A 19,562-nucleotide genomic window follows, 5' to 3' on the forward strand; every position below is an offset into this window, starting at 1 on the left:
TACTTTTCGTATAACATAAATGATTCAGACTCGTTAGAGTTGTATAGGTTGTCACTGAAATTGGAAATAGGTAGACAATCAAAAAGAGACTAACTGTTAAACAGCATATATGAATCCATTTGTTCACTCATGTGAACGTCCCAGCTATGGAGTATAAAAGTTAAGGTTAGGTTGATTAGTATTAGTTGTCATAAAAAGTCTTCCCCATTGGGGAGGACTTTTTTTATTTATCAAGTTTGGGTTCCATTTCTTCTTCTAAAGTCATAAAAAGTAATCGTCAGGTTCCAAATCGATTCAAAAAAATATAAGAACCTATAAATTAGACACTTAGATACAGATATAATCAAGTGATTCATTGATAAAATATAACTATTTTTATATTATTTTATACTTTTCCACAACAACTCTACCTTAGCTACGTTGGTAAGGGCATGAACCAAAAATTAAAAGCTATGTGGAAAAGAAAAAATTCAGTTATGTCAATGTGGGCCACCGGCCTTCTTTCGTTAAGTGTTTTAGCATTTACAAGCTGTAATAAGGAGGGAGATGAAAACCTGGGTGAAGGTAGCATGGAGATACAAGTAACTGATGCTCCGGCCGACAATGATGGCATAGAAGCCGTATTTGTGACTGTAACAAATGTAAAAGTAGATGGCCAGGTGGTAGAAGGGTTTGAAGGCCCAAAGACCATCGACATAATGGCCCTGCAGAATGGAAAGACTGAAGTGCTTGCCACAGACAGGTTTACGGCAAAGTCGTATCAAAACATCACGCTAGAGATTGATTCTGAAATGGACGAAGATGGAGATATGCCTGGTTCCTACGTAGAAATGTCCGACGGAACGAAACACAAACTTGCAAGTAGTGCTGGTGAAAAAAGCGAATATACATTCAAAGGTACTAGCCGAGTAATGGCTGATGCAAAATCTACGGTCGTGCTTGATTTTGACTTGAGAAAGTTCATTAGAGAGTCTGATGCTGGTAGTGCTTCAAGTTTTAGCTTTGTTAGCAAGTCTGACCTTGATGGGTACCTGAGGTTTGCCGATGAAGACAATAGTGGTAGCGTGAAAGGAAATTATGACGGGCAAATTGCTGCCGACGAAAAGGTGATCGTTTATGCCTACAAAAAAGGTAGCTTTAACGAAAGCCAGGAAGCTGATGAAGACGCCAGCATCCAATTCAAAAAAGCAGTTGCTTCTTCTGAAATACATGGAGCCCTGACAAAATCTTTTAGTTTCTACTTTCTTGAAGAGGGGGAGTATGAGTTTCACTTTGCTTCATATGAAGAGAATGAAGCAGGCGAGATGGAACTTAACGGATTGATCGATGCCGAAAGCGAAACTAATGTGGACCTGCTCAACAATGTTGAGATACAGGCCGGCGTTCAATTGACACTCAATGTCATTGCCAATGGCATCTAAAGATAAAGGTTAGGTTGATTAGTATTAGTTGCAAAAAGCTCTCTCCTCTGGAGAGGGCTTTTTTTTTGTTGTTGAGTCAATCTCTATGGCAAATGGAGTTGTAGGGGCAATTTTTGCACTTCTTCAGATCATCGGTCTGATCGAAGGGTGTTTCCTCGTCAAATATTTCTTCAAGCAACGTTTTTAGTCCACCCACAAATTCGGGCATAAAAGGCCTGATGTCCTGTACCAGTGTACCCTTCCCTCTCGACCCTTCCGCCTTTAGCTCAAGCTCCACCTGGAAATTGTCGTTGAAAAGCTCCCTGCTATTGTACAGCCCTGCCAGCACTTTGATGTCTTCGGCAACGGCGTTTTTATCGAGATAAAGCATGCCGTAATAGAAGGTCTGCATGGCAGCTTTGTTTCGTTTCGGGTGTTCCCGGTCGAAGAGCGTTTCTATCCCATAAAAAACCTTGTTGTCTGCGCCGCTTTTATAGTCCATCACCCGCACCAGGCCCTCTTTGCTGTCGACCCTGTCGATGATACCTTTCAGTTTTACTTTGCGCCCGCCCGTTAGCTGAAAATCAAGCGGTAGCTCGTCCAGCTCCAGGCCAAGAATTTCGAATGGTGCATAGCTTTCGTCGTTCTTCAGTATCTCCATCGTCAGCTTTTTGGCGATCGACTGTGCAATGAGGTTTCGCCCCTCAGCTTTGAACTGCTTGCCAGTGCCCAGGCTGTAGTGCATTTCAAAGGCCTTTTGCAATGCTTCAGGAACACCTTTTCTTATGCTATCAAAATCGGCTTTATCAATTTGCCTGGAGCCTTTCTTTTTTATGAAATCGGCATACAGAAACTCCAGGGCATGGTGAAGGATGTTGCCGAAAACGGCCGGATCAATCTCGGCCTGTACCTCTTCCGGTTCATAGAGCCTGGCCACGTGGCGGAAGTAAAAGCGCAAACGACAGTCGAGGTAGGTATTGAGGGCGGATGGCGACAATCTTTGGTGAGCAGCGGATTCATCGTCAGTCACCAAAAACTCACCAAGCCTTGCCAGTACCTCATTCGTCTTTCGTATCAGAATCGGTTGAGGTACGCTGATGGCGACGTCGCTGCTTAACGATTTATATTGAATGCTTGCACCATGCACAGTCTCATATTTGAGCTGGTACAGCAGGCGGCTCTGCTCTCCTTTCAGGTTGGTTTCATTGCTGGTGTTGTGCAGGAAGGTAACCTTTTCGGCCCTTTGCAGCAGGCGATAAAACAGGTAGCTGTAGAAGGCATCCTGCTGATCAAAGGTGGGCAGCCCAAAGCCTTTCCTGAGGTTGTAAGGCACAAAAGACTGCGTAGCAGCCTCGGCTGGCCAATAGCCTTCGTTCATACCCAGCACGAAGACCTGTTTGAAGTCGAGGTTCCTGGTTTCGAGCACACCCATCACCTGCAGTCCTTTGAGTGGTTCGCCGCTGAAAGGAATCCGCACCGACTGCGCCACCTTTCGGAACAGCTTTTGGAAAAGAGTCACGTCAGGAGCCTCGTTGCCGACAAGCAGCGTTTTCAACCGCATTAGCTGTTCATGGAACTTGATGATATACTCTTGTTCCAGATTAGTCTGTTCGAGACCACCCTGTTCCGGCTGGTTCTCCTGAAGCGAATCGTATAAGAGATTCAGTAGTGCAAGCAAATGGTCAAGCGGCGACGCTTCCGAATAGAACAACGTCTTGATAAAACTTCCGGCATCAGCAAAATCAGCTTTATCAAGTGAGATGATATTGTCTTTTTCGATGGTATAAATGAGGCTGCTTGCTTCTTTCGTAACCGTGGAGAAAACATAAGGATGTCTCAAAATCGCCAGGACATCCCTGTAGGAATAGGCTTCGAAGGCTTTGTCGCCATCTCTCTTTGTCCTCGTGTTCTTGCGTAGGTCGAGCACCGCATCCAGCAACCCAAAAAGTGGTGTATCCTTCAGCGGATATCCCATGGTGATGTTCACTTGCTTCACGCCTTCCGGCAGAGAATTGAGCACCGGAAACAGGAAATGCTCCATAGGCATGACAACGACCGTTTCTTCAGGTACCCAGGACGGATCTTTTGCCAGCTCTTCTAATCGTTCGCCCACGTATTTGGCTTGCCCTATCTCCAGCGACACGCCAACAGCATCGATGTCCTTCGGCTTTTCGAAGTTGGCAGGGATTTCTGCCGGGAAGGTTTTGCCCAGCAACGTATCTTCTTTGTACTGCCTGAAAAACTGGCCCGACTCCTGCTGCTCCGACCGAACGTAATAGTCGTCCATGTCCCAGAAAATGCGGGCGTTGGTTTCTCTCACAAAGTACTTCAGCACAGCCTCCTCGGCAGAAGTCAGTGCATTGAAGCCAGCAAACCAAAACTGCGAATCGCCTTGATCAGGATCGAAAGTATCGGCATTGCAGGCTTCGGCGATGCTTCGATATACCATGCCCTTGTAGGCAAGCTTCCTGTCAGCAAGCCGCTTGCGGTAATCCTGGTAGATAGGTACGAGCAGCTTCCATGTTTTCAAAAAATGAAGCTGGTCTCCTTTGGCCTGAGGCATGAAACTCTTCCAGAACGACTGAATCACCAGCCGCTCTTCATCGCCCAGGTAGGCAAAAGCATCGTCGAGCTCCTTCTGGGTCTGAATACTTTGAAAGAGATGGTCTGGCTCCACAAGGTATTGGTCAATATCCTCAAAGTCTCCCACCAGCACTTCGCCCCAGAAAAAGAACTTCTCCAGCGATTCCGCTTCAGGGTTAACCTTTCGGTAAGCGCTGTACATCTCGTACACCAGTGTCAGCTTATCGGCAATTTGGACGTCGGTGTATTGAAACAGGAAGTCCTCAAGGCTGTATATTTCCGGCGCCCACACGGGGTTCTTGATCTTTCGTGCCAACGCCCTGCGCAGGAACAGGCCCGCCCGGCGGTTGGGGAAAATCAGCTTTACCTTGCCCAGGTCTTCGCCTCCTTCGGCGATGAGTGCATCGGCAATCTCTTCCAGAAATGTTCGCTGCTGGCTCATGCTACCTGATTGATTTTTAGTTCGTCGATATACACCAGGAAGCCAGTCACCTTAGCATAACCCATACCAGAGAGCAAACTCACGTATTCCGTCGCCTGCCGGACATGGTTATTGGAAGGCATCCCGGTCTTAAATTCTATCAGCACCGCCTCTTCCGCTTTCAGTAATACCCTATCGAAGCGCCTGATGTCGCCGCTCATGGGCAGTACAGGACTTTCAGTCCGCACTTCCCACTCTCCGCCATACCAGCCTTTCATTTCAGGCAGGTCGAACAGCTTTTCAAGTTGTTCCCGGATGGATGCTTGCTCTTCCTTGTCCATTGGCTCCAATGGCAGCAGGTCAGTCAATACTTTCAGGAGATCGTCCTGGTGCTTGATATGAGAAAGTAGTCGGTGATATACCGTGCCTCGTTGGGTAGAAATCAGGCTTTTCTCCCTGACACCTTCGTCAAGCGTGCCACCTTGCAAGCGGATGCTAAGCCGGTTGCGCCAATTGGTGGAAAGGTAGTTTTTTAAGCCAACTGTCGGTTGCCTGTCTCCTATTTGCTCGTCGTCGTACAAAGGTAGTCCGCCTATTTGCACTGAGTAGCTAGCTGCATCTATTTCCGGCGCAGGTGTGATAGCGAAGTCCCCGGTGCTCTCATCAAGAAAGAGCTTATAGAGTAAATCCGATACTTTATTGATGCTGAAACCTCCCGATTTATTGAACTTGGGCAAAGGCGCATAAATGTAAAGCGCTTCCTCTGGCCGGGTGAGGGCCACGTAGAGCAGGTTAATATTGTCGAGATAGATTTGTTTTTTTTCTTCGTAGTAAGCCTCGGCAAAATACGTGGCCGTCAGCTTGCTGGAGTAGCGCACCGGATAATAAGGCAGCCGGTCGAAGGGCGGAATAGCCGGGGCTTCGCACCACAGCACCTCTTCCAGCTTGTGGTCAAAGTCCCAGCTGCAGAATGGCACCAGCACAGCCTTGAACTCCAGGCCTTTGGCTTTGTGAATGGTCATGATGCGGATGGCGTCCTGCTCTTCAGGCACCTGCACGCTGCGACGGGAGCCTGTATCGGCCCACCACTGTAGGAATGAGCCCACATCACCCCGGTTGTTTTTACTGTACTCCAGCAGGGCATCCTGAAAGCCCTGGAGATAAGGAAACTCTCTTGGGTATTCCGTCAGGCCAAACAACCCGATCAAGCGCTCGGTCAGCTCTAGCAACGGCACCTTCAGCAAGGCAGGCAGTTCTTCAATAAAATCCGCTGGCAGCAATTGCTCAAACTCTGCCTGCTTTTCTTGGTTGCCCGCCCAAATGAATAGCTCCGACAACCCGGGCACAGATTTTTTGGTAAGAAAATGATGGTATTCGTACACCAGCTGTGCCAGGGCCAGGTTGTTTTTGGGGTTGTACAAATGGCTGAAAGCAGACAACAGCAACCGCACGACCGGGGAAGCACCGAGGTAAAGTGACTCTGGCGAAATGACATCGTAGCGCTTTTTACCTGTGGCCGTTTCCTTTTTCTCTAGTAGCGCCTTCGCCATTTTCCTACCTTCTTCTGCCCGCCTCACCAGGATGCAAATGTCCCGCAACGCATATTTTGGTTGCAGGTCTTCGATAGTGGTAATCGCTTGCTGAATGGCTTTTTCGTCCCAGCTCCCAGTTTCTTCCGAAGCCTCCTCGTCATCGTCCGGACTGTCGCTTTCAAACCACTGAAGCTTTATCAGTCCACCTATTTTGTTTTCGTTGCCCTGCCCCTGCGCCGCCTCGTGGTACGACAGCCGGAAGCGTTCCAGCTCCTTCCCGACTCTCGCTTTCATGGTGTCGTCAGGAATAGATGAAGCACCTTCCAACAGCATATCAGCCAGGAAGTTCGGAGCCAGGTCAAAGAGTTTATTGTTGAAGTTGATGATGTTGGCGTAGCTGCGCCAGTTGTTTTGGAGCTGCTCGGCTTGGGTGTATACGTCGCCAATATCATTGGCCACCTGATCAAGCAGTAGCTGGGAGTCGCCACCCCGCCAGCGGTAGATGGACTGTTTCACATCGCCTACCACCAGGTTTTTGTAGCCTTGCGCCAGGCTGTTTTCTACCAAAGGCCGGAAGTTGCGCCACTGAAAGCCGGACGTGTCCTGAAACTCATCGATGAGGTAGTGTCGGTAAAACGTGCCTGCCTTTTCGTAGATATAGGGCGTTTCGTTGTCGCCGATAATGCGGTTAAGAAAGTCGGGCGCATCGGAAATCAGCATCACCTCTTCTTCATCCCGGTAGTCCCCCAGGTTGCGGCTGAGGTCGGAAATGATGCCCAGCGTGTACAGGTAGCGCATGACCTGGATGGCGCTGTTGTAGGCCAGGATATTACGGTCGTGGTAGTCGATCATGCCATTGTAAGCGGCCAGAATACCTCCTTCCAGCGCCTGCTCCAGCTGGGGCCTGATCTTGCTGGTTTTGGTGATCCATGCATCGAGGTTGTCGGTGGCGCCCCGGCGGGTATCGGAGATTTCGTATTCGTTTTTGGCAAACTTGGTAAACAGGCCAGCCGGGCCGCTTCCTCCACGGCTGAAATCTGCGACGGTAAGCCCGTGCTCCTCCAGTACTTTATCAAATTTGGCAATGAAGCCCTTCACCGTGTTTTCAAAAACGGCCGTCAGCTCCTGCATGCCTTTCATGAACAGCTGCACCCGGTTGTCGTCTTTGGCTACTTCGGCCAGCATAGGAGCGACTACCTTGAAGCGTTCCTTAAAAAGCTCCCTACCCAGGCTGCGGATGTCTTTGCGGATGTCCCACGACTTGCCCTGCTGTAGTTTGTCTTCCGCAAACTGCGTGAGCCAGCGGGTGAGCTGGGGGTTGTCACCTACCTCCAGCAGCATGCGGTCGATGATTTCGTCCAGCACCTTTTCCTGGTCCAGTTCCAGGGTAACGCCGCCCTGAATGCCCACCTCCCGGGCAAAGGCCCGCAGCACCCGCTGGAAGAACTTGTCGATGGTGCTGACATTGAAGTGGCTGTAGTCGTGGAGGATGGCGGTGAGGCTGTCGTCGGCCTTTTTGCTCAGCTGCTGGTCGGTGATCCCCAGCGTATCCCTGATCTCAGCCCTCAGTCCTTTGCCCTCCCCTTTGCGCAGCATGTCGAGGTTTTGAATGATGCGGGACTTCATTTCGGCCGTGGCCTTGTTGGTGAAGGTCACTGCCAGGATGTGGCGGAAGTAGCCGGGAAACTGCAAGGCCAGCAAGATGTACTCCCGGGCCAGCGTATACGTTTTGCCCGACCCGGCTGACGAACGGTAGATGATGAAGGATTTGGGGGATTCGGGTTGGGGAGTCATTGGGGTAAATATAGAACAGAACTGACTACACTTCAATTCAATGAAGCTTAACATCAAAATCAAGGCCATCAAGCTGGCTATCCACTCAATTTTAAAAGCATTTAAAGCATATAAAAATTGGGTGAAAGTTAATATTGCACTGAATAAGTACATTTTAATACACTATTACCTTGATTATTCATAGATAGTGTATATTGGTTTGGAAGTTTTTGTTCTGAATCAAAATTGTGTTGGGTAAATAATAGATAATATGGAAAAATCACATGACCCGAGAGAATTCATTCGAGGTATCCAGCAAATACTCATAAACAATACAATAAGGATAGGTTTCCTTTTCGGCGCTGGCAGTTCGATGGCAGCACCTCTTACCGATGAAGATGGGCAGCATCTTAAGGACGCAAGAAACAAAGTCAAGCCGCTAATTCCTGGCGTACGAGTGATGACCGACGAAATTCTGCAAAGTATTAAAGACACGAAATTTAAAAAAGCATTGGAAAGCATTAAGGCAGAACTGGAGGAGAATGAAAAAGACGAAAAGAAGCGAGCCTTTGCTTTTATGCTGGAAAATATCATCTCGTCAATTGATCAAAAAATAAAAGTCGTGGCAAGCGACACACTCTGTGGTCTGGATAAAAATGGTTTAAAAGAATTGAGATCTCTTTTTCAACAAAAAATTAAGTCGTTGGTCGAGGTGCATAAGAATCCGAAAATCAACATCAAGGAATCCGCTCGTCTCCATTCGAATTTCGCAAGGTGGATAAAGTATGCCTCGAGAAAAAATGCCATCGAGGTCTTTACTACAAACTATGACTATCTCTTCGAAATTGGGTATGAATCTCAGAGTTTACCATATTTTGACGGATTTGTGGGTGGTTATAACCCTTTCTTTGACCCAATCAGTGTAGAAAATGACCAAATGATTCCCAAGTGGACAAGACTTTGGAAACTTCATGGCTCACTTGGCTGGGGGTATGATGAAGACGAAAAGAGGATAATTAGGTCTAGAGAAATCAGTGATGACCGAATAGTTATTTACCCATCCTTGCTAAAGTATGATGACTCAAGGAAACAACCTTATTCCAGCTACATTGAGCGACTTTCATCTTTTTTAAAGAAAGATGATGGCGTGCTGTTTATTTGTGGCTATTCCTTTGGTGACGAACACATTAATGACACAATAATAAATGCCTTAGCTCAATCTCGGTCAACAACAGTTATTGCACTAGTATTTGATAAAGAATTGAACGAAGATTCTATTTCAGTGAAAGTTGGCATGAATTCGAATCAATTTGTCATCTGCGGAAATAAATCTGCCTTAATCGGAGGTATTTTTGGCGCTTGGAAGTTAAAACGAGAGCCTGCTAAACACGATTTTGAGTTTATTGATCAGTTCTTTGATAGAGATGGCCCAGAGCCAGAATCAGCAACCGGCATAGGAGATGAAATTGAACTACCAACTGGAGAGTTGAAACTTGTCGATTTCGGAGAGTTTGTGAGATTCTTGATTGAATTGTCATACCCAATGGAGGTAAAATATGAGTAGTCAAACCTACACTACTATAGGTCATGTAAAAAGTGTTAATGGCAGTCGCCTATCGATCAAATTATCTGACGATATTAAATCGTCCATACCAATTATCGATGGCGTAGTATACAGAGTTGGCCAAATCGGTTCTTTTGTTAGAATTCCGTTAGGCTATGCCAACCTTTATGGAATTGTCACTCAAGCCGGAGCAGAAGCGATACCCGAAAAACTAATTGGAATTTCTTCCGCAAGTGACAATCTGATGAGCTCACGTTGGATTACGGTTGTGTTGGTGGGAGAAAGAATTAGAGATAGGTTTGAGAGGGGAGTCATACAATATCCTACACCTGAAGACGAGGTTCATTTAGTTACAATTGACGATCTAAAAATCATTTACAGTCAAATTAACAAGGACAGCTCCCTGACTGTCGGACAAATAAGTGCCTCGGAAAGCTTGCCGGCTCACATTGACTTAGATAAATTCACATCAAGACATTGTGCGATTGTCGGAAGCACCGGAAGCGGAAAATCAAATACCGTCTCCATAATCCTAGAAGCAATCGCCTCAAATAAAAAATTCAAGTCATCTCGCATTTTGTTGATAGATCCTCACGGAGAATACAATGAGACACTAAGGACTTATAGTAAGGTCTACAGAATCGGCGCAGACACCAAAAACGATGAGAATGAGCTAAGCATTCCCTTTTGGGCTCTTCCATTCAACGAACTCTTTTCCATATTCCCCGGCGCATTAAAAGAGTCTGCATTGGAATCAATCCGAGCAATGGTATATGAAAGAAAAGTCGAGGCAGCTAAATTACTGGATAAAAAACCCTTAGAACAATCAATTAGCGCTGATAGTCCAATTCCATTCAGCCTGAACAAACTTTGGTTTGAATTGGATGATTTTGAAAAACAGGTTTTCAACAAGGAAAAAGTAGGCTCTGATTTTGAGTTGAAATTAGTGGATCGAATTGAAAATGGCGATCCAAGTAACCTGAAACCAAGCAAACACCACCCACCTGCACCAGGTGGGGGTAATCCGAATATTAATAAGGGTGCCATGGGTATTTTGTCATACCTAAATGGAATTAGAAATCGGCTAATGGATGACAGATACAATTTCCTTTTCAACCCAGGTGCCTACAAGCCTAATCTAACCGGGAAAGCCACAAAAGATCTCCACCTGCTTCTTGCTGAGTGGCTAAATCATGATAAGCCCATAACAATCCTTGATTTATCGGGAGTTCCTTCCGAAATCATGTCTTCTATTTCAGGTACGATAATCAAAATTATTTATGACTCGCTCTTTTGGGGCCAAGAGTTAAATGTAGGTGGAAGGAAGCAGCCAATTTTGCTAGCTTTAGAAGAAGCTCATAGCTACCTGAAGGCGGGAGAGAACTCTATTTCGTCCAGAATAGTGCAGACGATAGCAAAAGAGGGAAGAAAGTATGGAGTTGGGCTATTGTTAATTACACAGAGACCCTCTGAATTGGATGAAACTGTTTTAAGTCAGTTAGGTTCTTTGATTGCGTTGAGGATGACAAACTCAAAAGATCGAGGGCATGTGGGCAGTGTTATGCCTGACGACCTTAATGACCTAGTTTCGTTACTGCCAAGTTTAAGGACAGGGGAAGGACTGATTATGGGAGAGTCGGTAAAAATACCCTCTCGTGTTAGGTTTGATAAAATTGCCTATGCACCAAAAAGTAGTGACCCCTTGATTTCAGAGCAATGGATACTTGACAAGCCCGACTCAAAAGAATACGAAGATCTTATTCTGAGATGGCGAAACAGAAAGTTCAAATAAGTAATAACCCAATAATTAATAATCATGGAAATAGAAAAGGAATATGTATCATCATCAAACATAGAAGCGGTGGGATATGACGACGATTCCGAGACATTGAGAATTTGGTTTCTTAATGGTTCGATTTATGATTATTCCGGCGTAGGTCTACTCGAATATCAGTCTCTTAGAGATGCAGCATCTGTTGGCTCATATTTGCATAGAAATATCAAAGGTCAATACTCTTATCAAAAAGTAGGCTGATGGCAGTTTCTTTAGACCAACAACGTAAAAGAGTAGAAATCTCCTCTTTTGAACTAGACAACGAGATTGTGTTCACCTATTTTAATAAGCTCCCCGCATCCCAGCGGGATGAAAAGCTTATTCGTGCTATTTATATCGGAGTGCTGGCTTTAATGGAAGATCGTATTTCGGCGTTTCTTTCTAAAACCAGCAATGAGCTAGGAACAGAACTTGAAAGTCTCAAAATGATCTTTGAGATGAAAAAAGAACTGTTCTACAAGTCTACTATAAAGGGAGCGATGGCCGAAGAGGATATTGCGGAATTCCTTAATCAGTTTTTCGCCACCAGAAAACTCAGAGACAGAGCTTTGCTCACAGGCAATACCGCCGGCAGCCTTTCAAAAAATAAAACGGGTGACATCATATGTGAACTTGACGGCAACGCCGAGTTAAAAATTGCCATTGAGTGCAAATTCGACAAAAGCATTCGCCTAGGAGACATTGAAAGCAAGGAGTTGTTTACGAGAAAAATAGACACCACATGGAGTCAGCTAATCGAAGCGCAGGCGAACCGTGAAGCGAAGGTGAGCTTGATAGTATTCGATATTTCTTTAGTAGACAACTCGGTATTGAAGTCTTTCGACAACGTTGGCTACATACCTGGAGTTGGACTAGTCGCCATTGTTGACTCGCAAAAAGGAGACTATTCTAATCTTGGTATCGCCTATATGCTCGCAAGAGACATCGCTCTCAATTCAAGAGAGGTGGACCTCGACAAAGACCTACTGGCAATGCTTGTCAATCGAATAATTAAAGATATTAACGAGATAACTGCGATAAGGTCACTTGTCCAAAGCAATATTGACAACAACAAGAATATCTTAAAACAGCTGGAAAAATCAATGCTATTAATGGAGTTCAATCAACAATACCTTCAGAAATTCTTAGAGGACGGTATCCTGACAAAAAAAGATCTTCTTGATTACTATACTGGAGAAGATGTAAAAGATAGATTCAGGTTGATTGAGAAAGATATTGATGATCTATAAGCTGCCGTCCATTTATTACTAATAGACCTCTATGCCTCCACCAAAACCCAGACGAAGGGCAAAAAAAACACGTAAGGAAGAATCCATACCTTGGTGGGGCTGGGTTCTAATTGTCTTTGGGGTCGTTTTAGTCATACTAATTTTTGTGGGATCTCTTGGGATGTTTGACGCCTCCACCAAGGACATTCTTCCTCCGGAATTTACTGACTCTAAAGAAGAGGCTCTTAAAAAGAATGTAGCTTTGAAGGAGGAAATCGATAAACTAACACTCCTCAAAGAACGATTAGATCGACGATTTAGAATAGTCTATTTTTTTGTTAGGATCGCTCTAGTGATAGTAACCAGTATATCGATATACTTCGAAAGTGTATTACTGAGGGCGCAAACCCTGGAGGATTTTCTGAATTTCTATGAATTTTCGATAATCATACTATTCGCCATGAACTTCATCGCTTTTGGGACAATTGCGAATTTCAATGACTTTATTCATTTACTAAAAGCAAAGATTGAAAACTGGGTGTGGCGGAGAAACCTGGATCTTCCTAAACAGATTAAAAATAAGGAAACAGAGTTGACAAAACTGGGCTAAACGACTCATCGTTATATCATCGAAAGTATGCCACTCATATCATAGGAACTTGCGCCACTTGTATCATTGCCCAAGCGGCGAGACACCGAAATTAAGAACCCACAAGCCTGCCCGGCCGGGGAAGATCCTTGCGGGATGGAGGGTTACGCTCTCGCTAAACTTGCGACAGGGTACGCCAATCACACTTGCCTGCACCTATTCGGATGCCCCAGCCAAAGGCAAATACACCCTAAACGTAGTGCCCACTCCCTCCTCGCTTTCCACTTCAATGCGGCCTTTGTTCATGTCTACAAACTCTTTGACAAGGTTGAGGCCAAGGCCCACTCCTTTTTCGCCGCCAGTTCCCCAATGGCTGCGGCCTGCGTCAAAGCCAAAAAGCGTCTCCATTTTCTCAGCCGGGATGCCAATGCCGGAGTCCGAAACAGCAATAACGCTCTCCTTCCCTTCTAAGCCCAGTGATAGCCCCACCGTGCCTCCTTTTTTGGTAAACTTCAATGCATTGTTGAGCAGGTTTCTGATGATGGTAGACACGCTGTTTTTGTCAGCTAACACATTGACGGCGCCAGGTAAGTCGCTGGTGAGGGTGATTTGCTTGGAGACAGCCATGTTTTCGATCATGCTCAAATTCTCCTGACATAGTCGGGTAAGATCAAGCTCTTCGGGCTTATTGGGAAATTTCCCTTGCTGGCTCATGGCCCAGTGCAGCAGGTTATCGAGCAGGGCGGATAACTCGATAGCAGACTTATCAAGCATTTGGCTGATCTCAACAAGGTCGCTGGTGTCGCCACTTTCGAGGCTAAGCTCAATGAGTCGCACAAAGCCATGAAAATTACCAACGGGCCCCCGGATGTCGTGCGAAATAATCGAGAAGAATTTGTCTTTCGTATTATTCAGCTCTTCAAGGCGATCCCGCTGAGAGGCAATAATTCTCCTTCTTTCCCTTGATATTTTAATGGCCCGGTTCCGAAGCTTGTACAACCTGAACAGTACGTATACCAGAATAACAACCAGCACCAGCACAATGGCAATAGCTATCAGAATGATCCGCTGGTTTCGGGCCTGAGCTTGCAATAGATCCACCTCAATTTGCTTCTGCCCTACCTCAAACTCGGTCCGAAGATCGGCCATTTCCTGAATCACATCTTCGTTTTTTATGCTATCCCGGTAGGTGATGTATTGATGCAAATAAGTATAGGCCTTTTCGTGGTCACTCATCTCACGGTAGAGATCCGAAAGCCTGAGGCTTGCATCACGAACTCTTTCCTGAAGACCGTCAGCTTCAGCATACTGCAGGGCTTCTTGCAACAATTTCTCTGCACTTTTGAAGTCCTTCTTTTGAAGATAAATGTCCGCCATTTCCGTTTGAAACTCCGTAATGGCATATGAATCACTCAGCCCTATCAGTATTTGAATGGCTTCAGCCAGGTACTGCTCAGCCTTTTCAGCAGCACCTGTCCTGGCATAAACAAGCCCGGAATTGCCCAGATTGTAAGCCTTCCCTACCAGAAAATTCTTTCGTTCATAAATCTGACCAGACTCGTCGAAGAAGAACAGCGCACTGTCGTAGTTGGCTATCCGGTAGTATTCATAGCCCGTATTGAGCAAGGCAGCCGCCAGGGTAAGCGAGTCGCCGGAATCTCTAAGTATGCCAACAGCTTTCCTTTTGTATTTGATTCCTTTTACATGGTCGCCCATATCACCATAAACACCCGCAATAGACAAAAAAGCCCCACCTATACCAGTCTGGTAATTACCCTTCTGGGCCATTTCGACACTTTTGAAATACTCGGCAATAGCCAAATCAAAGTCGCCCTGAAACTTCAGCGCATTACCCTTTTGTAAATGCCCTCTATGCAACCAAACGTAGCTGGAGTGCTTTGTGGCAAGCTCAATCAGCTGCTCCGCATACTCAAGCATCTCGCCTGGCCTGGTCGATTGGAAGGCAATGCGTCGCAAAATTTCGAATTTGGCCGAGTCGGGTACTGTGCTGGTTTCAAGCACCTGAATAAGGCTATCTGCTTCGTGTTGATCCTGGGCAGAAGTGTTAGCACAAAAAAAGAGGTGGAGACCCGCAGCACATAAGCAGGCCCTCCAACTTGCAAACCGTTTCCACATTTTTCAGGAATTCACCTTAATATCCGGATCCAGGGTATAGGTATTTCCATTCGCCTTAAAGCCGATGGTGTAACTCTCTGATTTTCCCGGCTGATCTCCAACGATACCTGCCCAATTTGGGCTTGAAGGAAGAGACTTGAATACACCAGCAGCTCCCCCCAGGTAAGCAAATGAGCTGATCGCTACTGCTGAAGTGTTGTTTTTCGAAGAAATATGAAAAATGACGGTGTCACCTGGATTTGCATGCACGGTAAAATCGGTACTCGACCCGGTGTCGCCATCAAGGCATGAGTCGTAAAGCAGGCAGGCAGCCGCTGGTGATTGAGATGGATCTGACGGCAGAGCGTCAGTGTCGATCACCAACGTAACATGAATAGTTGACATAAGATTAGCTGTATTGAAATGGTTAGAAATAAAATAACGCTCTTAAATCTCTCAATAAAAAAATAGAAATCAATATTAAATTCCCGGTAATACCCAACTGACCCGATTTACTTTCAGTTTCCAAAAATAAAACCATTGAAGTCCAATTTATTATCTTTCGTTTGTGGTTAACAAAACCAACGCCTATGGCACCACCTAAAGCACAAAACATCGACGAGTACATTTCTAATGCGCCCGAGACACTTCGGGAACGGCTTTTCCAACTGCACGATTGCATTGTTGCCGTAGCTCCTGCCGCCGAGCAAGGCATCAAATGGCGTATGCCAGCATATACCACCAGGAGGATTCTGGTGACCTGGGCTGCCTTCAAAAACCACATCGGGTTCTACCCCACGCCGTCTGTGGTCGCTGCTTTCACCAACGAACTGAAGCCTTACAAAACAGCTGAAGGGTCGGTACAATTCCCACACAACAAAGAGCTACCCTTTGCCCTTATCGGTGAGATGACCAAGCGAAGACTAAAAGAATGTGAAGAGGACGATGCTAAGTGGAAGGTGTAGCCGTCAGGCTGAAAACGTCATCCCACGTAATAAGTGCTAAAATGAGGTGGCAATAGCAGAGTGGAGCTTCAAATCAAAGTGCAAAGAAGAGCAGCTACAATTTTTTTATGTATGGACGTCCATACATACCGATATTTAATATATTAGAGTGAAAAACTGCATGCTATGAAAAAATTTACTCTACTTGCCGGAGCTCTCCTGCTGTTCGCAGCTTCAGGAATGGCTCAGGAAAAAGAACCTACAAAAATTCTGCTGGTGCCCGAAGCCGACGCTGGTAAAACAGTGGCATTCACTCTTGAAGCCATGTCGGTGATTGAAGCAAAATGTTTGGGATGTCATTCTCCATCCGGAAAAAGCGACAAAGCCAAAGAGAAAATGCAATGGGAAAAACTACAAACCCTAAGTGGTGCCGATGCCATGGCAAAGCTCGATGAAATTTTAGAAGTGCTCGACAAAGGAGAAATGCCTCCTGCGAAAATGGTGGAGAAGTACCCTAATATGAAACTGACAGAGGAAGAGTCAGCCAAGTTGCACAAATGGGCCGAAGCTGCGCTAGCTAAATTAGAATAAACGTTGATCAAGAAAATAGTCTTAGGCATTGGAGTCCTCGTTGTAGGACTCCAGTTTTTCAGAGGTGCTCCACCTGATGTAGCATCCGACAATCCAGATGACCTGATTGCGACTTCTCAGATTTCGTCGGAAGTGAGCGGTTTGTTAAGAGCGGCCTGCTACGACTGTCATTCCAATGAGACCCGGTACCCTTGGTATTCTTATATCACGCCAGTTTCCTGGTTCGTTTTCGACCATATCAATCATGGTAGAGAAGAAGTTAATTTTTCGGAATGGGCGGGCCTCAGAAAGAGTAAGAAAGTGAGAATACTCAAAGACCTTACTGAAGAGGTGGGCGAGGGAAAAATGCCACTGGAATCGTACACGATCATGCATGGCGATGCACAATTGTCCAAAGAGCAAAGGGACTTGCTCGTTAACTGGGCAGAGAGCTTCTCGGCAGAGGTGATGAAGGAATAAATGGTGTCTACCACCTCACCTTCTTAAATTCCCAGTCAGGAATCACCTTTCTCATCTCCACCAGGTCGTCACGTTTGGTGATGCCACATTTCAAATAGTTTTCGTGTAGCTTTTTCAGCGCCTCCTGGTCTATTTCCACCCCAAGTCCGGGGCCAGTTGGCACCAGCACAGCTCCCTCTTCGAACTTCATTCGCCCGCCTGCAATTACCTCCTCCGACTGCCACGGATAGTGGGTATCCAATGCGTAAGGAATCTCCGGCAATGCAGCGCCCAGATGCACCATGGCTGCCAGCGAAATACCTAAATGGCTATTGGAGTGCATCGACAATTTGCGCCCGAATGTCTGGCAAAGTTTAGCCAGCTCCATGGAGCTGCGCAGCCCTCCCCAAAAATGATGGTCGCTGAGTATAATATCTTCAGAACCAAGAACAATGCTGCCAGGAATGTCCCCAAAGCTAGTCGTGCACATATTGGTAGCCAGTGGCATTTTCAACGCCTTTCGGGCTTTGGCCATATTCTCCTGTCCTCTCACTGGGTCTTCGAAATACTCCAGAATACCCTCCATCTTTTTACCATATTCGATGGCCGTCTCGAGCTTCCAAATGGCGTTGGGATCAAGGCGCAGGGGCACATCCGGGCCAAAGTGATCGTAAAGCGCCAACATAGCCGCCACTTCTTCCACAGGCGGAAAAGCACCTCCCTTTAGTTTGATTGACTTATTTCGGAATTCCTTAACCATGGCGACGGCCTGCTCAACGATGCCCTGCGGGGTAACTGCCTCGGCCTGCCGGGCAGCATCCCAACCTGTAGCGTTGGGGTCAGTACCAAACGCCAGTTCACCGCCAGCTCCTTCATATTTATAAAAAAGGTAGGCTGCAAAAGGCACCCTTTCTCTTCTTTTTCCACCCAAAAGATCAACAACTGGCCTACCAAGCACCTTGCCCTGAATATCGAGGCACGCCACTTCAATAGCGCTGAAAACATGAACGATCTTGCGCTGGTCCCAGGGAGCGTCGCCCCGTTCTGAGGTGGTTTCCTCATCAAAATGGCTTTCTATGGCGTCTCTTATCTGGTTGAGTTGAAAGGCATCCTTCCCAACGATAAGCTCTCTTGCTTTCTCAAGCGCCTCGTTAGTATCGGTGGTGCCGGGAATCTCGCTGATGCCAATAATGTTATCGTCGGTAACAATCTCCACTATCGTTCTGAGCGCATAAGGAGCGTGCAGCCCGGCGGCGTTAAGTAGCGGTGGATCGACTGTGGCGATGGGGGTGATGATGATGTCTTGGATGATGGGGCCTTTCATAGGGGTAATTAAGTGACTAGTTATTGGTTATTTGGCCAGGGGTAGAGCAAATTACTTGAATTTTACACTTCACTGCCGATAACGTCTATCAATGCTTTGATGTAGCCAAATGCAAAGGCGTGCCCTTGCAAGCCACTGGCGGGGTCGTCGTGGTGCGGAATGTGATCCGGCATCACCATACCGTCATAGTCCACATTTCTCAATTCCCGGATGATCTCAGCAAAATTCATATCCCCGTTGTCGGGGTATACTTCCTGAAAATTATTCCACCCTCCTTTGATGTTTCGCAGGTGAATATTGAATATCTGTTTCCTCTCCCCCACCCAGCGAATGATGGGTAAAATTTCCGTTCTTGGATCTTTTAAGCCCTCAGCTGTGGAGCCCAGGCAGAGATTAAAGCCGTGTGAGGGGCTGTCGTATAGTTGCGCAAATTTCTTGATCCCTTCAAACACATCGGGGCTGTTCCATCTTGTTATCCCTCTGAACCCCACGGGCGCTGGTGGGTCGGCGATGTGGTTAGCCAGGCGCACATTGTATTCCTCGGCCACTGGCAGCACCCGGTCGAGGAAGTAGGTAATCCGCTCATACATGGTATCAATGGAAACATCTCCTGCAACAGTTTTTGGTTTGTCTTGCTGCAGGGCCTCTTCGTAATTCCATGTGCTGTAAGAGGCATTGCCCCGGGTGGGATCAACTGTTCTTCCCGTTCTGAGTATCTCCAGGATAATTGTGTTGTAGTTGAGGGTGCGAACACCCGTTTTTCCCGCCACCGAAATCATTTGCTGGATCATTTCTATCTCACGATCTCTTTCGGGACTTTTCCCAAGCATGATATTAGGCGTTGAAATCTTGTCGATACCAGCTGAGGATAGCGGCAGATGATAGGCGTCGAGACTGATCCCGTATTTTTCGCAGGCTTCCTTTTTAGCCACAGAGTCATCCAAATCCCAGCCAACTCCTTCAATCAATTTCGGAGAGCCTCCATCCAGGTGATACACGCCGTGCCGGGCCAGGTACTCAAGGTTTTCTTTCCCCGTGCCTCCGTGCTGGCAGCCGACATGCATTCTCATTGGTTTGGTTTTCAGCGGCGGATTAGCTTCGGCCTTGCTGTCTGTTGCCTCACACCCAGCCATCATTGAACCCAACGATCCAGCCACGGCCGTAGCTCCAAGAGAGGATTTGACAAGGGAAGACATGGCCTTTCTTCGGTTAATATTCGGTGTCATATTCTTCGACGTTTCTGATA

Annotated in this window: 15 protein-coding genes; 9 read left to right on the top strand and 6 right to left on the bottom strand. The window is 46.5% G+C overall.

Annotated features, from left to right (window positions below; all coding sequences use genetic code 11):
• Positions 1-452: 452 nt before the first annotated feature.
• Entirely contained in the window at positions 453-1,421 is a 969-nt protein-coding gene (locus AAC052_RS01425) for a DUF4382 domain-containing protein (RefSeq protein WP_339810349.1), read from the top strand.
• A gap of 76 nt (positions 1,422-1,497) precedes the next feature.
• Here the strand turns inward: AAC052_RS01425 and AAC052_RS01430 are convergent, their stop codons facing one another.
• Both AAC052_RS01430 and AAC052_RS01435 read right to left on the bottom strand, forming a co-directional pair.
• A complete protein-coding gene (locus AAC052_RS01430) occupies positions 1,498-4,425 on the bottom strand; it encodes a PD-(D/E)XK nuclease family protein (protein WP_339810351.1) in 2,928 nt (975 codons plus the stop codon).
• The gene (locus AAC052_RS01435; protein ID WP_339810353.1) at positions 4,422-7,730 is read right to left on the bottom strand and encodes a UvrD-helicase domain-containing protein; all 3,309 of its coding nucleotides are present in this window, start codon (positions 7,728-7,730) and stop codon (positions 4,422-4,424) included. The genes AAC052_RS01430 and AAC052_RS01435 overlap by 4 nt, the downstream gene beginning before the upstream one ends.
• 250 nt (positions 7,731-7,980) lie before the next feature.
• Here AAC052_RS01435 and AAC052_RS01440 point away from each other — a divergent pair, with 250 nt between their 5' ends.
• From AAC052_RS01440 to AAC052_RS01460, 5 genes are read left to right on the top strand one after another with little or no spacing between them, the layout of a single operon-like run.
• On the top strand, positions 7,981-9,273 hold the full coding sequence (locus AAC052_RS01440; protein ID WP_339810354.1) for an SIR2 family protein: 1,293 nt from the start codon (positions 7,981-7,983) through the stop codon (positions 9,271-9,273).
• Entirely contained in the window at positions 9,266-11,065 is a 1,800-nt protein-coding gene (locus AAC052_RS01445; RefSeq protein ID WP_339810357.1) for an ATP-binding protein, read from the top strand. Before AAC052_RS01440 ends, AAC052_RS01445 begins: the two co-directional genes overlap by 8 nt.
• Before the next feature lie 24 nt (positions 11,066-11,089).
• Positions 11,090-11,308, top strand: coding sequence for a KTSC domain-containing protein (locus AAC052_RS01450; protein ID WP_339810358.1), 219 nt, complete (start codon positions 11,090-11,092; stop codon positions 11,306-11,308).
• Positions 11,308-12,336 carry a hypothetical protein gene (locus AAC052_RS01455; protein ID WP_339810359.1) on the top strand — a complete coding sequence of 343 codons (1,029 nt, stop codon included), beginning with the start codon at positions 11,308-11,310 and terminating at the stop codon, positions 12,334-12,336. Before AAC052_RS01450 ends, AAC052_RS01455 begins: the two co-directional genes overlap by 1 nt.
• Before the next feature lie 31 nt (positions 12,337-12,367).
• Positions 12,368-12,925, top strand: a complete 558-nt coding sequence (locus AAC052_RS01460) for a hypothetical protein (RefSeq protein WP_339810360.1) — start codon at positions 12,368-12,370, stop codon at positions 12,923-12,925.
• 195 nt (positions 12,926-13,120) lie between these two features.
• On the opposite strand, the gene AAC052_RS01465 is transcribed toward AAC052_RS01460, so the two are convergent.
• Together AAC052_RS01465 and AAC052_RS01470 are read right to left on the bottom strand one after the other, a co-directional pair.
• On the bottom strand, positions 13,121-15,040 hold the full coding sequence (locus AAC052_RS01465) for an ATP-binding protein (protein WP_339810362.1): 1,920 nt from the start codon (positions 15,038-15,040) through the stop codon (positions 13,121-13,123).
• A gap of 3 nt (positions 15,041-15,043) precedes the next feature.
• Positions 15,044-15,424: a hypothetical protein gene (locus tag AAC052_RS01470; protein ID WP_339810363.1), complete on the bottom strand. Its 381-nt coding sequence runs from the start codon at positions 15,422-15,424 to the stop codon at positions 15,044-15,046.
• 185 nt (positions 15,425-15,609) lie between these two features.
• Here AAC052_RS01470 and AAC052_RS01475 point away from each other — a divergent pair, with 185 nt between their 5' ends.
• From AAC052_RS01475 to AAC052_RS01485, 3 genes are all read left to right on the top strand, one after another.
• The gene (locus AAC052_RS01475) at positions 15,610-15,984 is read left to right on the top strand and encodes a DUF1801 domain-containing protein (protein WP_339793639.1); all 375 of its coding nucleotides are present in this window, start codon (positions 15,610-15,612) and stop codon (positions 15,982-15,984) included.
• A 165-nt stretch (positions 15,985-16,149) separates the two neighbouring features.
• Positions 16,150-16,554, top strand: a complete 405-nt coding sequence (locus AAC052_RS01480; RefSeq protein ID WP_339810365.1) for a heme-binding domain-containing protein — start codon at positions 16,150-16,152, stop codon at positions 16,552-16,554.
• A gap of 3 nt (positions 16,555-16,557) precedes the next feature.
• The gene (locus tag AAC052_RS01485; protein ID WP_339810367.1) at positions 16,558-17,013 is read left to right on the top strand and encodes a heme-binding domain-containing protein; all 456 of its coding nucleotides are present in this window, start codon (positions 16,558-16,560) and stop codon (positions 17,011-17,013) included.
• A 7-nt stretch (positions 17,014-17,020) separates the two neighbouring features.
• Here AAC052_RS01485 and AAC052_RS01490 read toward each other — a convergent pair whose 3' ends face one another.
• Both AAC052_RS01490 and AAC052_RS01495 read right to left on the bottom strand, forming a co-directional pair.
• A complete protein-coding gene (locus AAC052_RS01490; protein WP_339810369.1) occupies positions 17,021-18,316 on the bottom strand; it encodes an enolase C-terminal domain-like protein in 1,296 nt (431 codons plus the stop codon).
• Between the two features lie 62 nt (positions 18,317-18,378).
• Positions 18,379-19,452: a mannonate dehydratase gene (locus AAC052_RS01495; protein WP_339810778.1), complete on the bottom strand. Its 1,074-nt coding sequence runs from the start codon at positions 19,450-19,452 to the stop codon at positions 18,379-18,381.
• Between the last annotated feature and the right edge of the window lie 110 nt (positions 19,453-19,562).

Origin of the sequence: uncultured Imperialibacter sp., assembly GCF_963974565.1 — a bacterium.
GTDB lineage: Bacteria > Bacteroidota > Bacteroidia > Cytophagales > Cyclobacteriaceae > Imperialibacter > Imperialibacter roseus.

Bases quoted from the DNA above. Each gene is read 5' to 3' on its own strand.
- AAC052_RS01425 (WP_339810349.1), top strand. From the start codon at position 453: ATGTGGAAAAGAAAAAATTCAGTTATGTCAATGTGGGCCACCGGCCTT.
- AAC052_RS01430 (WP_339810351.1), bottom strand. From the start codon at position 4,425: ATGAGCCAGCAGCGAACATTTCTGGAAGAGATTGCCGATGCACTCATC.
- AAC052_RS01435 (WP_339810353.1), bottom strand. From the start codon at position 7,730: ATGACTCCCCAACCCGAATCCCCCAAATCCTTCATCATCTACCGTTCG.
- AAC052_RS01440 (WP_339810354.1), top strand. From the start codon at position 7,981: ATGGAAAAATCACATGACCCGAGAGAATTCATTCGAGGTATCCAGCAA.
- AAC052_RS01445 (WP_339810357.1), top strand. From the start codon at position 9,266: ATGAGTAGTCAAACCTACACTACTATAGGTCATGTAAAAAGTGTTAAT.
- AAC052_RS01450 (WP_339810358.1), top strand. From the start codon at position 11,090: ATGGAAATAGAAAAGGAATATGTATCATCATCAAACATAGAAGCGGTG.
- AAC052_RS01455 (WP_339810359.1), top strand. From the start codon at position 11,308: ATGGCAGTTTCTTTAGACCAACAACGTAAAAGAGTAGAAATCTCCTCT.
- AAC052_RS01460 (WP_339810360.1), top strand. From the start codon at position 12,368: ATGCCTCCACCAAAACCCAGACGAAGGGCAAAAAAAACACGTAAGGAA.
- AAC052_RS01465 (WP_339810362.1), bottom strand. From the start codon at position 15,040: ATGTGGAAACGGTTTGCAAGTTGGAGGGCCTGCTTATGTGCTGCGGGT.
- AAC052_RS01470 (WP_339810363.1), bottom strand. From the start codon at position 15,424: ATGTCAACTATTCATGTTACGTTGGTGATCGACACTGACGCTCTGCCG.
- AAC052_RS01475 (WP_339793639.1), top strand. From the start codon at position 15,610: ATGGCACCACCTAAAGCACAAAACATCGACGAGTACATTTCTAATGCG.
- AAC052_RS01480 (WP_339810365.1), top strand. From the start codon at position 16,150: ATGAAAAAATTTACTCTACTTGCCGGAGCTCTCCTGCTGTTCGCAGCT.
- AAC052_RS01490 (WP_339810369.1), bottom strand. From the start codon at position 18,316: ATGAAAGGCCCCATCATCCAAGACATCATCATCACCCCCATCGCCACA.
- AAC052_RS01495 (WP_339810778.1), bottom strand. From the start codon at position 19,452: ATGATGGCTGGGTGTGAGGCAACAGACAGCAAGGCCGAAGCTAATCCG.